The organism is Paenibacillus sp. Y5S-9 (assembly GCF_036894235.1).
Taxonomy (GTDB): Bacteria; Bacillota; Bacilli; order Paenibacillales; family Paenibacillaceae; genus Paenibacillus.
The window spans coordinates 2,525,901-2,540,399 of sequence record NZ_CP145887.1 but is presented as its reverse complement, the minus strand read 5'-3'; the positions used below and the strand labels follow the sequence as shown (position 1 = coordinate 2,540,399).

General features: G+C 44.8%; 13 protein-coding genes. All 13 read right to left on the bottom strand.

The genetic code is table 11. The features are described 5' to 3' along the window. Nucleotides 1-2: 2 nt before the first annotated feature. The 13 genes from fliJ to dprA all read right to left on the bottom strand — a co-directional run bounded on the left by fliJ (nt 3) and on the right by dprA (nt 14,424). A complete protein-coding gene (gene fliJ, locus V6669_RS11330; RefSeq protein ID WP_091031905.1) occupies nt 3-455 on the bottom strand; it encodes a flagellar export protein FliJ in 453 nt (150 codons plus the stop codon). Nucleotides 456-466: 11 nt separating this feature from the next. Beyond that, nucleotides 467-1,786 carry a flagellar protein export ATPase FliI gene (fliI, locus tag V6669_RS11325; protein ID WP_036609365.1) on the bottom strand — a complete coding sequence of 440 codons (1,320 nt, stop codon included), beginning with the start codon at nt 1,784-1,786 and terminating at the stop codon, nt 467-469. Further along, nucleotides 1,773-2,636: a FliH/SctL family protein gene (locus tag V6669_RS11320; protein WP_091031907.1), complete on the bottom strand. Its 864-nt coding sequence runs from the start codon at nt 2,634-2,636 to the stop codon at nt 1,773-1,775. The genes fliI and V6669_RS11320 overlap by 14 nt, the downstream gene beginning before the upstream one ends. Continuing rightward, entirely contained in the window at nt 2,629-3,645 is a 1,017-nt protein-coding gene (fliG, locus tag V6669_RS11315; protein ID WP_047842476.1) for a flagellar motor switch protein FliG, read from the bottom strand. Before fliG ends, V6669_RS11320 begins: the two co-directional genes overlap by 8 nt. Nucleotides 3,646-3,656: 11 nt before the next feature. Next, the gene (fliF, locus tag V6669_RS11310; protein ID WP_249911092.1) at nt 3,657-5,240 is read right to left on the bottom strand and encodes a flagellar basal-body MS-ring/collar protein FliF; all 1,584 of its coding nucleotides are present in this window, start codon (nt 5,238-5,240) and stop codon (nt 3,657-3,659) included. A gap of 137 nt (nt 5,241-5,377) precedes the next feature. Further along, on the bottom strand, nt 5,378-5,689 hold the full coding sequence (fliE, locus tag V6669_RS11305; RefSeq protein ID WP_338593804.1) for a flagellar hook-basal body complex protein FliE: 312 nt from the start codon (nt 5,687-5,689) through the stop codon (nt 5,378-5,380). A gap of 58 nt (nt 5,690-5,747) precedes the next feature. After that, nucleotides 5,748-6,197 carry a flagellar basal body rod protein FlgC gene (gene flgC / locus V6669_RS11300; RefSeq protein ID WP_017689191.1) on the bottom strand — a complete coding sequence of 150 codons (450 nt, stop codon included), beginning with the start codon at nt 6,195-6,197 and terminating at the stop codon, nt 5,748-5,750. Nucleotides 6,198-6,203: 6 nt separating this feature from the next. Further along, nucleotides 6,204-6,611 carry a flagellar basal body rod protein FlgB gene (flgB, locus tag V6669_RS11295; protein ID WP_036670359.1) on the bottom strand — a complete coding sequence of 136 codons (408 nt, stop codon included), beginning with the start codon at nt 6,609-6,611 and terminating at the stop codon, nt 6,204-6,206. Nucleotides 6,612-7,592: 981 nt separating this feature from the next. Next, nucleotides 7,593-8,993, bottom strand: a complete 1,401-nt coding sequence (gene hslU / locus V6669_RS11290; protein WP_338593802.1) for an ATP-dependent protease ATPase subunit HslU — start codon at nt 8,991-8,993, stop codon at nt 7,593-7,595. Between the two features lie 115 nt (nt 8,994-9,108). Next, nucleotides 9,109-9,651, bottom strand: coding sequence for an ATP-dependent protease subunit HslV (gene hslV, locus V6669_RS11285; RefSeq protein WP_076208907.1), 543 nt, complete (start codon nt 9,649-9,651; stop codon nt 9,109-9,111). Nucleotides 9,652-9,677: 26 nt separating this feature from the next. Then, entirely contained in the window at nt 9,678-11,015 is a 1,338-nt protein-coding gene (trmFO, locus tag V6669_RS11280) for an FADH(2)-oxidizing methylenetetrahydrofolate--tRNA-(uracil(54)-C(5))-methyltransferase TrmFO (protein ID WP_036609377.1), read from the bottom strand. Nucleotides 11,016-11,077: 62 nt separating this feature from the next. Continuing rightward, nucleotides 11,078-13,177, bottom strand: a complete 2,100-nt coding sequence (topA, locus tag V6669_RS11275) for a type I DNA topoisomerase (RefSeq protein WP_124114065.1) — start codon at nt 13,175-13,177, stop codon at nt 11,078-11,080. Nucleotides 13,178-13,293: 116 nt separating this feature from the next. Further along, the gene (gene dprA, locus V6669_RS11270) at nt 13,294-14,424 is read right to left on the bottom strand and encodes a DNA-processing protein DprA (RefSeq protein WP_338593801.1); all 1,131 of its coding nucleotides are present in this window, start codon (nt 14,422-14,424) and stop codon (nt 13,294-13,296) included. Nucleotides 14,425-14,499: the final 75 nt, after the last annotated feature.

The window sequence follows — 14,499 nt, the reverse complement described above, 5'->3', positions numbered from 1 at the left end:
CATCAATTCGCGCGTCCGGCTTTGGCAGCGAAGCGTACAGTAGCCATCTCGTCCAGATCGTTCTGTTCCCGGAGGAGCATCTCCTGCTGAAATTTGATTTTGGCCTTGTCTCTCGCTCCAAGCCATACTTTTTCGTCAATCATCTTACCGTTTAGAAACGTCTGATTCCGCTGCACATTGACCTGAGCATGTTTAACATCACTGTTTTTGCGTGAAATGCACTCGTCAAGGTGATGTACATAACGCTGCATCTCCTGCAGACTGTTTACAGACGCTGTATTTTCCGTAGCAGATTGGATAATGCCGATCAGATTACTTCTATCATTAAGAAGTTGTATCAGATGTTCTTCCTCCGTCTGAAGTTTACCGATCGCTGTGGATAACATCCACTCTGCCTGTGTTTTTTCATTACTCTTCAGGTCAACAACTTTCTGGAAATGATATCGAAATTTCATCGTTTACCCATTCATCTCCTTGCAAATTCAAGAATCAAACGTTCCTGTACTTCACTTAAGGTGACTTTCTCGTCGACTTTCTGCTTGGTAAAGTTCCATATACTATCAATCTGATCTATCGATTCATCTATGGCTGCATTTGATCCCCGCTGGTAAGCCCCAATATTGATCAGATCTTCCGATTCTTTGTACACAGCCATCAAACGTTTCATATTATTAACGGCTTCCAACTGCTCTTCCGGAGCAATATCCTTCATAACACGACTTATGCTGGCTAGCACATCAATCGCCGGAAAATGACCTTTATTTGCAATGGATCGATTTAACACAATGTGTCCATCCAGAATACCCCTTACCGCATCCGCGATTGGTTCATTCATGTCATCCCCATCGACAAGAACGGTGTAAAAGGCTGTAATCGAACCGGTAGGTCCTGTACCCGCCCGTTCAAGCAGTTTGGGCAAACTTGCAAAAACCGATGGCGTATATCCTCTCATTGCCGGAGGTTCACCTACGGCAAGACCCACTTCCCTTTGTGCCATAGCATATCGGGTTACCGAATCCATCATGAGCATCACGTTCATTCCACGATCTCGGAAATACTCTGCAATAGTGGTCGCAATAACTGCTCCCTTAATCCGAATCAGGGCAGGCTGATCTGAAGTTGCAACAATGACTACGGAGCGTTCCAGTCCTTCCGGACCCAGATCCCGTTCAATAAAGTCGCGCACCTCACGTCCACGCTCACCCACAAGCGCGATGACATTGACATCTGCTGCTGTATTACGAGCAATCATGCCCATCAATGTACTCTTACCAACACCAGAACCGGCAAAAATACCTACACGCTGTCCCTTACCTACGGTCAACAATCCGTCGATAGCTCTTACACCAACACCCATCGTTTCAAGTACACGTGGACGATCCATTGGATTGACCGGCGTATTGGAGGTAGAGTACATTGGCATTCTTGATGGAAGGAGGGAACCGTCCAGCGGTTGTCCAAGTCCGTCCAATACTTTACCGAGCAATTCGGAGCCTACCTGAACGCCGAGTGGTTTACCCGTACCTACTACATCGCAACCAGGACCGATGGATTGAAGTTCACCCAATGGCATAAGCAGCACTTTGTTATCTCGAAACCCAACAACTTCGGCTTGAAGAGGCTTGGCCGATTTACCAGGATAGATATAACATACGTCACCGATACTTGCATCTGGCCCTTCTGACTCCACCATAAGACCAATGACCTGAGTAACTTTGCCGTTAATACGAACAGGATCGAATTGGCGCAAATGTTCCATATATCGCTGTGAACTAAGAACCTTCATGTTGATTTCTCCGCTCCTCATCCTCAAGTGCTATGCGGACCAGTTCTTTTTTAATCTCAGCAAGCTGTGTATCAATTCTCGCATCTACACTTCCGAACGAAGAACGAATGACACATCCCTTATCTTTGACCGTTGAATCAGGCAAAATCTGCAATTCTGCTTGAGAGTCAATGGACAGAGACAATTCTTCACGAGCTGCCTGTACAAATGTAAACTGATCAGGTGCCACACAGAGTGTGATCAAACCCTGCTCCCGTTTACGTGACAAACTCTGACGAATCAGTTCCAATGTATGATCGGGTTCAATGGTAAGTTGCTTATCAATGACTTTCTCAGCGATCCCGCAAGCGAGCTCCACGAGGAACGGTTCGGCTTCCTGAATAATCTGATCTTTAGCTACATAAGCTTCCTTGAGCACTTCCTGGGCTTCAATCATCATCTTTTCGATCTGCACCTGGAGATCCAGTTCAGCTTGTACTTTGCCTTCTTCAAAACCCTGTTGGAAACCTTGTGAACGAAGCGCTTCAGTCAGATGTTCATCCTGTTGTCGTTGTTCCTGCCACCAGCTGTCGATCTGTTCACGGGCCTCTTGAAGCATGCGCTCTGCCTCTTCTGAAGCTTCACGTACTTGCTTTTCTGCAAACTCCTTGGCATCTTCCAGCATTTCTGCGGTAAGACGTTGTGTTTCTTCGTCCACGCGTGCTTGAAGCGTTTCTGCTTCAGAACCTTCAGCACTGTCACCGTATAATTCCGTTTCAGACTCCTCAGTACCACCATAATGATGATGATTTTCAAGTTTTTTGCGGTCATCAACGGGTACATACTGGAAAGATTTAATCAAATTAGACAATGATATCATCTCCTCCACCGCGTGCGATAATGATCTCACCGGCTTCTTCCAATCTGCGTATCGTTCCTACGATACGTGTCTGAGCTTCCTCAACATCACGCAATCGCACAGGTCCCATGAACTCCATCTCTTCTTTGAATGTCTCGGACATCCGTTTCGACATATTCCGGAACACGGCATCCCGAACTTCTTCGCTTGCCACTTTGAGTGCCAGCTGCAAATCTGCGTTGTCGATATCCCGAATAATGCGCTGAATCGAACGATCATCCACATTGACGATATCTTCGAATACAAACATGCGTTTTTTGATTTCCTCCGCAAGCTCAGGATCCTGAATTTCAAGCGAGTCCAAAATGGTACGCTCTGTACCACGATCGACTCCGTTCAGAATCTGAACGATCGATTCAATACCACCCGCATTCGTGTAATCCTGCGTTACGGTAGAAGAAAGTTTTTGTTCCAGAACCCGCTCCACTTGAGAGATGACTTCCGGCGAAGTACTATCCATAACAGCCACCCGGCGAGCGACATCTGCCTGTTTCTCTTGTGGCAAGGATGATAGAATCGCTGCTGCCTGTTCGAATTGCAGGTAAGACAGAACCAGGGCAATCGTTTGCGGGCTTTCATTCTGAATAAAGTTCAAAATTTGGTTCGGATCTGCTTTGCGTGCAAAGTCAAATGGTCTGACTTGCAGCGTAGCTGTCAAACGGTTAATGACTTCAAGTGCTTTTGAAGAACCCAGAGCTTTCTCCAGGATTTCTCTCGCATAATTGATACCGCCCTGAGAAATATATTCCTGCGCCAGACAGATCTGGTGAAACTCGGCCATGATCATGTCCTTTTCGGAAGAATCAACCTTGCGCACGTTGGCAATTTCCAACGTAAGTTGCTCAATCTCCTCATCACGCAGATGTTTGAAGATCTGAGCCGATACTTCCGGACCTAATGTAATCAACAAAATTGCTGCTTTTTGTCTTCCAGTCAAACCTTGACTGCTTGCCTTCGCCAATGCGTTCACCTCTATTCGTCAGCCAGCCATGTACGCAGCAGATTGACGAATTCGTCTGGCTTTTTCTTGGCCAAACTCTCCAATTGTTTGCGCACCTGACTTTCGTTCGTTACACTGTCCAGCGTAATGGACGGGAACTCTGTTGCTATTGGAAGAGGAATCTCTTCTTCTTCGACTTCGTTTTGTTTGCGGCGACGGCGTACTAACAAAATAACTACCGCTGCGATCAATGCCGCTATGAGTGCGCCTCCACCCCACATCATCGTTGAGGAAAGCTGGAAACCTGTATTGTCTGCAGAGGCAGTCTGGAATCCTTGTGACATGACTGAAACTTTCTTTGTCAGATCGGCGTCACTTATTACAGTGCCTGAGTCTGCCAGTGAAGCACGAACAATGTTAACCAAAATGTTCTCAATTGCGTCCTGAACCGGTCCCTGTAATTCTGTTTCTCCATTCGGTGGTTCAACTGCAACGTTAATGGTTAAGTCTTTTACAGTATATGGACTGGAAATAATATCCTTGGCGATTCGATTAACATCGTAGTTTATAGTGCTTGATGATTCTTCGGAGGTAGAGTTACCGGCTGCATCAGATGATGGATAACCCGGAACTTCTTCTTGTCCTGTGCCAGCAACTCCACCTGTTGGGTTGCTTGCGCCAGTGTAGCTCTTTTGAATCTCCTGCACACTGATCTCGATGCCTTTCATATTATCTACATCAACAGGTGTGACCAGATTTTCCTTACGTGTTTCTTTGTCAAAATTAAGCTTGGAGGCTACCAAAACATTAACTTTGTCTTCGCCTACAATCTGGGAAAGGAATTGCTTTACGTTATTACGGACATCGTTTTCAAACTTTTTCTGTAATGCCATGTTCTCTTGGACTTCGGAAGACAACCCGCCGCTGCCACCTCGGGCAGTTGGAATCAATTCTGCTTCATCTGTGTTCGTAATCGTGATGTTCTCAACAGGCAGATTAGGAATTGCAGTCTTAACCAAGTTAAAGTAGCCATCTACCGCTGCCTGATTGGGGTGATAACCCGGTTTGAATTGGAGAGCTACCGATGCTGATGCTTTGTCTTGTTCTTCTAAACCAGCAAAGATGTTATCTTTCGGCATATTAACGAGTACTTTAGCATCCTGTATCCCTTGCATCCGCTGAAGTAACTGTTCAACTTCTCCGTTTATAGCGTTGTTGTACTTTACATCAAACTCTTTATCCGTCATCCCGATCGGGGATGATGACTCCTCGAATGACTTATATCCTAATGAACCATTCTGAATAATCCCTTGAGATCCAACATTCACCTTTGCAATTGCAACACTTGTACTCGGTACGGATATGGTCTTGCCATCTGAACTCAATTTGTATGGAATGCTAGATGAATCAAGATAACTGATAACGCCCGCTGAATCACTTGCATTCAAATCTGTAAAAGCAACTTCATATTCCGTTTTGGACAATTGCATCGTGAGTACAACAGCAGCCAAAATCAGGAACAGGAAGGTGGATATAAATAATACTTTTTGCTTTTTGCTAAAACTATTCCAATACTGGGATGCCTTATCCCTGTACTGGGCGATTCTCTCATTCACTCTGTCACCCCATCCGAAACTTTGCTTAGTCTGTCCTTACTCAACCCTAGCCGTTTCATAGGTTGACGATCAGGAGCAGCATCGCAGCTGCTTTGTTGTAATGATCAGCGCTATTATCGAAGCGCAAGTAGGTTATTTTATAACTGCGTTCGCATAACTTCTTGGTATGCTTCGACCACTTTGTTTCGGACTTGAGTTGTGAGTTGTAGGCTTAACAAGGCCTGTTCTGAAGCAATCATCACCTGATCCACATTCGCTTTGCCGACCAAAAATTGATTCGACATTTCATGCGATTGAGTCTCCTGTGCTGCGACGGACCCTAATGCATTCTGTAAGTATGTACCGAAGCTCTGAATGGTTTCGGCTGGTGTAGAAGGCTTACTTTCGGTTGCACTCTTCATCTGTAGCGGTTGTATCCCCTGTGTGCTAAACATGTTGTTCTGAATCATTAATGTCCCTCCCCTTCATCCCTGGTTTGTATTTTTCTTATTTTCATTTCAAAGCAGATTATCTTCCAATCTCCAAAGCTTTGGAGATCATCGCTTTGGTTGAATTCAGTGCTGTTACGTTTGCTTCATAGGAACGCGAAGCAGAGATCATGTCAACCATTTCTTTCGCAATATCCACATTAGGCATAAATACATATCCTTCTGCATTGGCATCCGGATGAGAAGGGTCATATACAGGCTTCAAAGGTGACTGATCCTCGCGAATCTCCGTTACTCTCACGCCATCTCCTGAACCGCTACCTCTCATCTGATTTTGCAGCATCGTACCAAATGACGTTTTATTCGGCTCAAGCACAACCATTTTACGTTTGTAAGGAACTGCTTCACCATTGGATACGCTCGCGCGCGTCGTCTCTGCGTTGGCAATGTTGGAAGATATAACGTCCATCCGCAACCGTTGGGCTGTCAGAGCTGAGCTACTGATGCTAAAACTATTACTAATGTTCAATTTAGGTTATCTCCCTTCCACGCCAACACGCATAATTTTAATTTGTTCGTTCACTTGCTGAATATAAGCGTTATAACGCAACTGATTCTCCGCCAGAAGACTCATTTCTCTGTCGATATCGACATTGTTTTCGTTGTTATTCATGGAGGTTGACTGGTCCATATTAACTACTGGCGTTGGTACGGAAGAGGAAGGACCTATGACAAAATGCCTTGCATCAGTTACTTTACCTTTAAGAACAGGCATATCTCCATTCATTTGCCCTTGCAACATTTCTTCAAAAGAAACGTCCGAGCGCTTGAAATACGGGGTATCGGCGTTCGCGATGTTGTCAGCAATCGTTCGTTGTCTGATATTGGACGCATCGAGTGCACCTTGCAATCTTTTAAAGCTGATATCGTTTAAAAGATTCACAATCCCCCTCCTCTCTTTAGAAGTAATGGAAAAAGATTGAATCTTTTCCCTCGAAAATTCTTATGTTTTTTTCGACAAAAACATTCGTCTTTACACGGTTTTCTAGGACTTAAGTAGAATTAACTCTGATGTTGTCGTATAACATAAGTTTCTTCGAGTTTGGGATTTATTACAATAAGAAAAAAGCCCTATCTTTTCTGAAAGACGGGGCTTTTTGTGTATTTTCTGCAAATTATGAATTTTTTCGTAAATGTTCGGGCCCAAAACAAAAGTATGTTAATACTCTCCCTTATTGTTCTTAAACATTCTTAAAATTAAAAAAAACTTTCAAGCCTCAACATGAGCTTACAACGCCCGTAATTATGTATATTTCCGAATATTTCATAATTGATAATGTTAGAATTTTTTGCCGTTGTACTAAGGGTTTAAGGACAATATGATAGGTATACATACAAAGCTATATATTAATCAATTGACAAGTTATCTTTCAATGATGAAGAAAACTCGACCTTCCTACACAACACTTTCTTAACAATTAAGTGGAGTCTATATATTTTAATTTTAAGAAAACAATTAGTGGCTTCAAACTTTTCTACAATTCATCATTTTGCGCATTTACGCAACATTTACCAATCCATCGACTAAACCGATGACCAGACTTGGAATAAGAAAAATTCTTTTAATGGGAATCATTGGTTATGGAAACGAAGAACAACTACCACTCCGATAGGTTTTAAATCCATATACATGCGGCACAAGTCCTAGGTTTTGTCGATCCGTATAACAACCCCACATCTTTTATCGGTTGTAACATCGAAATCCTTTAGCTAGAAACAAAAATAAACGATATGCGTCAAGTAAGAGGGCCTTTGTGGATCGCTAAAGGATTGCTTCCCTTTGTGGATCACACAAATGTTCTCTACTTTCTTGCATACCGTTCATTTATAGCATCATTTTAACAACTACATTGCTAATTCCATGTTACAGGATATACTGACTCAAATCACGATCAAGCGCAATATCATTTAATTTCTCCCGGACATACTCCGGAGTGATCACCATACGTTCCAGTGTAAGCTCAGGTGCCTCAAAGGATAAATCCTCCAAAAGCTTCTCAAGAATCGTATGCAGTCGACGTGCACCTATATTTTCTGTATTTTGATTGACGGATTCGGCCAATTTGGCAATCTCGCGAATGGCCTCATCCGAGAACTCAATCTCAATATTCTCTGTGCGCAATAGATCAACATACTGCTTGGTCAGTGCATTTTGGGGTTCAGTCAGAATGGATACAAACTCCTCCAGTGTTAGACTGCTTAGTTCCACACGAATTGGGAAGCGTCCCTGAAGCTCAGGAATCAAATCAGAGGGTTTGGCGACATGGAATGCGCCAGCTGCCATAAACAGAATATAATCCGTTTTGACAGGGCCATATTTCGTCATTACTGTAGAGCCCTCTACGATAGGCAGTATGTCACGTTGCACACCCTCACGGGATACATCAGGACCACTACCGCGCCCTTGACTGGCGACCTTGTCAATTTCATCTATGAAAATGATACCTGTCTGCTCCGCCCGGCGAATTGATTCTTGGGTAACATCATCCATATCGATCAATTTGCCTGCTTCTTCCTGGGTCAACACTTTGCGCGCTTCTTTGATGGCGAGCTTGCGCTTTTTCGTACGACGAGGTAAGAGGCTGCCAAACATCTCCTGCATGTTCATGCCCATCTGATCATTACCTTGTCCAGCAAACATGTCCATCATGTTAGGCGCAGTGTCTTCAACATCAATCTCAATGATGTCATCCTCCAACTTGCCGGACAACAGATCAAACTTGATCTTACGGCGGCGTTCGGCAACCCCAGTATCCGGTTCTGGCTCATCCTGTTCCTGAACGTTGTTGCCATTATTACCAAAGATCATCTCAAAGGGATTACGCTGATTCTTGGACTTAGACTGTGAAGGAGCCAGAATATGTACAATTCGTTCGTTGGCAGCTTCTTCAGCTTTGTCTTTCACTTTTTCAGTCCGCTCCAGCTTCACCATCCGCAGTGATGTCTCAATCAGATCACGCACCATCGATTCAACGTCACGACCAACGTAACCTACTTCGGTGAATTTGGTAGCTTCCACTTTCACAAATGGCGCACCTACCAGTTTAGCAAGGCGACGGGCGATTTCCGTTTTACCCACACCGGTAGGTCCAATCATCAAGATGTTTTTAGGCACAATGTCGTCCTGGGTGTGCTCAGGCAAAAGGCTACGCCGATAACGATTACGAAGGGCTACGGCTACCGATTTTTTAGCTTTCTTTTGACCTACAATATACTTGTCAAGCTCTGCAACAATCTGTCTCGGTGTTAACGCTTGAGTATTCATATTGCTTCCCTCCTACCAGTATGTTGAATTATTTTTCCTAACAAGGACAAAGAATCCCCTAGACGTCCTGGAGCAGATTACAGAATCATGCTCCACTACGGGAGATTTCTTTGGCTTATAACTCTTCTACAATAATATTACTATTGGTATATACACATAACTCCGAGGCAATCTGAAGTGATTCACGCGCAATATCTTTCGCTTCCAGGTTTACTGCATGACGTTTCAACGCACGCGCAGCAGATAAGGCAAAGTTGCCACCTGATCCGATAGCAATAACGTCATCATCCGGTTCGATAATCTCCCCGCCGCCTGAAATGAGCAGCATACCTGATTTGTCCATCACAATCAACAGTGCCTCAAGCTTACGCAAGATCCGATCCTGACGCCAATCCTTGGCAAGCTCTACAGCAGCACGCTGCAAGTTACCATGGTGTTCCTCCAGCTTACCTTCGAATTTCTCAAACAGGGTGATCGCATCCGCCACAGAACCAGCAAAGCCAGCAACAACCTGTCCGCGGTACAAACGTCTTACCTTCTTGGCTGTATTCTTCATCACAACACTTTGGCCCATGGTCACCTGACCATCTCCTGCGATTGCAGCCTTACCATTATGACGAACAGCACAGATCGTTGTAGCATGAAATGACATATCCATGATATCAGCATCCTCCCACGAATAATTTATACGCGTTCCGGAACAGTTAGACCTTCTGCCGCAGCAAAACTGGTGATGCCATCCAGGGCACGCTGTGCAAGAGCTTCATTTTTTTCCTTTTTGTTACGAATCTTCGTTTCAAGCTTCGGCAACAAACCAAAGTTTGCGTTCATTGGTTGGAAGTGCTTGAAGTCAGCCGTTGTAATATACTGAGCCATACTGCCAAGTGTTGTTTCTACCGGCAATACTACCAGTTCCTGCCCAAGTGCTGCTTTGGCTGCGTTCATGCCGGCAATAAGCCCTGATGCAGCAGATTCCACATATCCTTCTACACCCGTCATCTGACCTGCAAAGAACAGGTTTGGACGCTCTTTAAACTGATACGTCGGAAGAAGCAATTTAGGAGAGTTAATAAATGTATTACGGTGCATTACGCCATAACGAACGAACTCAGCATTTTCAAGTCCAGGAATAAGGGAAAAGACACGTTTCTGTTCTCCCCATTTCAGATGCGTCTGGAAGCCCACCAAGTTATACAGGGTTCCAGCTGCATTGTCCTGTCTAAGCTGAACAACCGCATGTGGCAACTCTCCTGTATGAGGGTTAACCAGACCTACCGGTTTCATTGGACCAAACAGAGCCGTCTGTTTTCCGCGTTTCATCATCACTTCGATTGGCATACAGCCTTCAAAGTAGATTTCTTTCTCAAACTCTTTTAATTGAGCGACTTCAGCAGTAATGAGAGCTTCATAGAAGACATCAAACTCTTCTTCTGTCATCGGACAGTTCAGATATGCCGCTTCACCCTTATCATAACGGGAAGCCAGATACACTTTATTCATATCAATTGAATCTTTTTCGATGATCGGTGCAGCTGCATCATAGAAGTAGAAATACTCTTCACCCATTAGTGCCTTGATTTGCTCAGACAATGCAGGTGAAGTCAGCGGCCCCGTTGCAACAACAACGATGCCATCTTCCGGCAGAGAAGTTAGTTCCTCATTCACCACTTCGATGAGCGGATGCTGGTGCAACGTGGATGTAATCTCACCTGAAAATCCATCCCGGTCCACAGCAAGTGCCCCACCTGCAGGAACTGCATGTTTGTCTGCTGCTGACAATACAAGAGAATTGAGCATTCTCATTTCTTCTTTTAACACACCCACTGCATTGGTCAATCCATTCGCACGCAGCGAGTTGCTACATACCAGCTCTGCAAATTTATCCGTATGATGAGCTGGCGTTTTCACAACAGGTCTCATCTCGTATAATTTTACGCGTACGCCGCGACTTGCAATCTGCCAGGCCGCTTCTGTTCCTGCCAGCCCGGCACCAATAACGGTTACTTGTTGTTCATTTGTCAAAATCATTTACCCCCATAAAGCAATTTCATATTTCACTATAATTGAATTGATTCACATATATACTAATCTGCTGATTCGTCATCCGGTTCATCCACCGGCTCCTGATGATCACATGAAGTACACTGCAATCGTGCTCCCTTTTTGTTCCGCTTTTCAATCATTAGCGATCCGCAACTTGGACATGGTTTGGCTGAAGGTCTGTCCCATGAGACAAAATCACATTCAGGATATTTGTCACAACCGTAGAAAATACGTCCCTTTTTGCTACGACGCTCAACAACATGACCTTCCTTACATTTCGGACAAGTCACGCCGATATCCTTGATAATCGGTTTGGTATTCCGGCAATCAGGGAAGCCAGAGCACGCAAGAAACTTGCCAAAACGTCCGAGTTTATAAACCAGCGGTTTGCCGCACTTCTCACAGATCTCATCCGATACTTCGTCTTCAATCTCGATTTCTTTCATTTCTTCTTCCGCAAACTCAAGGCGTTTCTCAAAAGATTCATAGAATTCTGCAAGTACTTTGACCCAATCCTCGGAACCTTCCTCCACATGGTCAAGATCACCTTCCATGTTTGCGGTGAACTCTACATTCAGGATTTCCGGGAAAAACTCTTCCATCTGTTCGATGACCAGTTCACCCAGCTCGGTCGGCATGAATTTCTTTTCCTCAATTGCAACATATCCGCGCTTCTGAATGGTCTCCAGTGTTGGCGCATATGTACTCGGACGCCCTATACCCAATTCCTCAAGCGTCTTAACCAACCTTGCCTCCGTATATCGTGGTGGCGGTTGTGTAAAATGCTGTTTTGGCTCAATCTCCTGCTTCTCAAGCACATCTCCACTTTTCAGCGGAGGCAGCAGACGATCTTCATCGGTGGTACCATCGTCGTTTCCTTCAACATATACCTTCATGAAACCTTGGAACCGTACCTTCGAACCTGCTGCACGGAAAATGGTGTCCCCCGCAGCAATATCTACAGAGAGTGTATCCAGGATAGCCGAAGACATCTGGCTCGCTACAAAACGTTCCCATACCAGTTTATACAACCGGAACTGATCGCGACTCATGAATGACTTGATTGAGTCAGGATCACGCAGAATTGAAGTTGGACGAATCGCTTCATGCGCATCCTGAGCATTAGCTGCTTTTTTGGAATAGTTTCGTGGAGTCTCAGGTGCAAATGGCTCACCATACTTACCAACGATATATTCTTTGGCTTCTTCTTGTGCAGATGCCGCAATTCGTGTGGAGTCCGTACGCATATACGTGATGAGACCTACTGTGCCTTCTTTTCCAAGGTCTACACCTTCATATAGTTGTTGGGCGACCGACATCGTCTTGGAAGCTCTGAAATTCAATTTACGAGCCGCTTCCTGTTGCAAAGAACTCGTCGTAAACGGGGCGGAAGGGTTACGGCTCCGTTCTTTCTCTTTAACTTCCTTGATCGTAAAGTCTGCACCTTCGATCTGTTTCAGGATCGCTTGCACTTCCGCTTCACTGCCCAGCTCTGTTTTGGCCCCGTTCAGTTTATGAAACTTGGCTTCAAACGGATTGCCGTCTGCTGTCAGTTTGGCGGTAATGCTCCAGTATTCTTCCGGCTCAAAATCATCAATTTCATTTTCACGATCTAAAATGATTTTAACAGCCACGGACTGAACCCGGCCTGCAGACAAACCTTTTTTCACTTTCTTCCATAATAACGGACTAATTTTATATCCAACGAGCCGATCCAGAATACGTCTTGCCTGCTGCGCGTTAACCAAATCCATATTGATTTTCCGCGGCGTTTTGAACGCATCTTTAACCGCCTGTTTTGTAATTTCATTAAATACAACCCGGCAATCTGCCGTATCGTCCAGTTCAAGGGCATGGGCCAAATGCCATGCGATAGCTTCACCTTCGCGATCCGGGTCAGCTGCGAGATACACTTTTTTCACTTTCTTCCGTGCATCCTTCAGTTCTTTCAAAATTGAACCTTTGCCGCGGATCGTAATATATTTCGGATTAAAATCATTCTCTACCTCAACGCCGATCTGACTCTTTGGCAAATCGCGAACATGCCCCATCGAAGCTTTTACGATGAACTTGCTGCCTAAATATTTGCCTATCGTCTTCGCCTTTGAGGGCGACTCCACGATTACGAGTGCATCCGCCATAGGTTCATCCTCCTCTCAGTCATGAAACTGTCATGAAACTGTTTCTGTAAGCTTATGCATAGTTAATAACTTCTGCTAATTATATATTTCCACGCACTACGTAGGTTGTAGCTTCGTCATACCCTCGCGTATTTAGTGCCTGGTAATTGGCTAATCTGCTTTTTTATGATTAAAGATAACAGAACTGAATGCAAATGTCCAAAATCCCAACCAAGCAGCTCAACCAGTTGATCCAATGATTGTTCTCCCTGTTCCAACAGATAAATCACGCGTTGTTCATCTGGAGAGAGCTTAACCTCAGCGAATATCCCACGCCCGGAAGGCTCGGTTGTTTCGGTCGAACGTCCTCTATTGTAAGGAAGTTGTTCTGCATTTGGCAAGCCCAATCGATACTCTTCCAATACATCTGCTGCACAAGTGACCAATTTGGCCCCTTGACGGATAAGATTGTGTGCTCCCCGACTTTTCGGCGATGTAATAGGTCCAGGGACTGCAAATACATCCCTGCCTGCTTCAAGCGCAGCATCTGCTGTAATGAGTGAACCACTGCGAATGTCAGCCTCAACAACCAAAGTTCCCAGTGTCAGACCGGCAATGATTCGATTCCGTTCCGGAAATAATCCCTGGCGCGCTCTCGTACCTGGTGGATATTCCGACAAAAGCAGACCCGTCTCCGCGATTCGCTCGGCGAGGCTTGTATTTTCGGGTGGGTATATATTATCAATCCCTGTTCCGAATACTGCAATCGTTTTTCCTTTAGCACGTAGTACTGCCTCATGACACACGCTATCAATACCGCGGGCAAGCCCGCTTACAATCGTCAGTCCTGCATTGCATAATTGCTCTGCCAGCTTTTCTCCAACTTTGCGCCCATACACGGTTGGCATACGAGTTCCCACCATGGCAATAGACGAATTGTGTAGCAAACTAACATCCCCTCGAGCATACATTACCCAGGGAGGCTGAACGGTTTCCTTCATTAATATGGGATAATTCTGATCCAGATAAGTAATAACCTCTATCCCCTGATTGTAAACGTGTTCTCTTTTACTCTCAATCCAGTCGATAGTAAATTGGCTAGTCAAACGTGCAGCCTGATCTTTGCGCAAGCCTGCTGCGACCCAGTCGCTTTCCCCATAATTCAATAGATCGGGTAATTCATGTTGTCCCAGAATCAGTTTCGAGATTGTTTTTTTACCAATACCCTCCATCTCATGTAACCCAAACAAGATCCATCGTTCTTCCATACCATAAACCTCCCAGAGCGGGAAGAGTATCTTCCCTCATATTGTGTGTTAAGTGACCACGGAATGCAAGCGTTT

What these genes read in the sequence shown, in the direction of transcription:
- hslV (WP_076208907.1), bottom strand. Translation starts at nt 9,651, where the DNA reads ATGGATATGTCATTTCATGCTACAACGATCTGTGCTGTTCGTCATAAT.
- topA (WP_124114065.1), bottom strand. Translation starts at nt 13,177, where the DNA reads ATGGCGGATGCACTCGTAATCGTGGAGTCGCCCTCAAAGGCGAAGACG.
- fliJ (WP_091031905.1), bottom strand. Translation starts at nt 455, where the DNA reads ATGAAATTTCGATATCATTTCCAGAAAGTTGTTGACCTGAAGAGTAAT.
- hslU (WP_338593802.1), bottom strand. Translation starts at nt 8,993, where the DNA reads ATGAATACTCAAGCGTTAACACCGAGACAGATTGTTGCAGAGCTTGAC.
- dprA (WP_338593801.1), bottom strand. Translation starts at nt 14,424, where the DNA reads ATGGAAGAACGATGGATCTTGTTTGGGTTACATGAGATGGAGGGTATT.
- fliI (WP_036609365.1), bottom strand. Translation starts at nt 1,786, where the DNA reads ATGAAGGTTCTTAGTTCACAGCGATATATGGAACATTTGCGCCAATTC.
- fliE (WP_338593804.1), bottom strand. Translation starts at nt 5,689, where the DNA reads ATGATTCAGAACAACATGTTTAGCACACAGGGGATACAACCGCTACAG.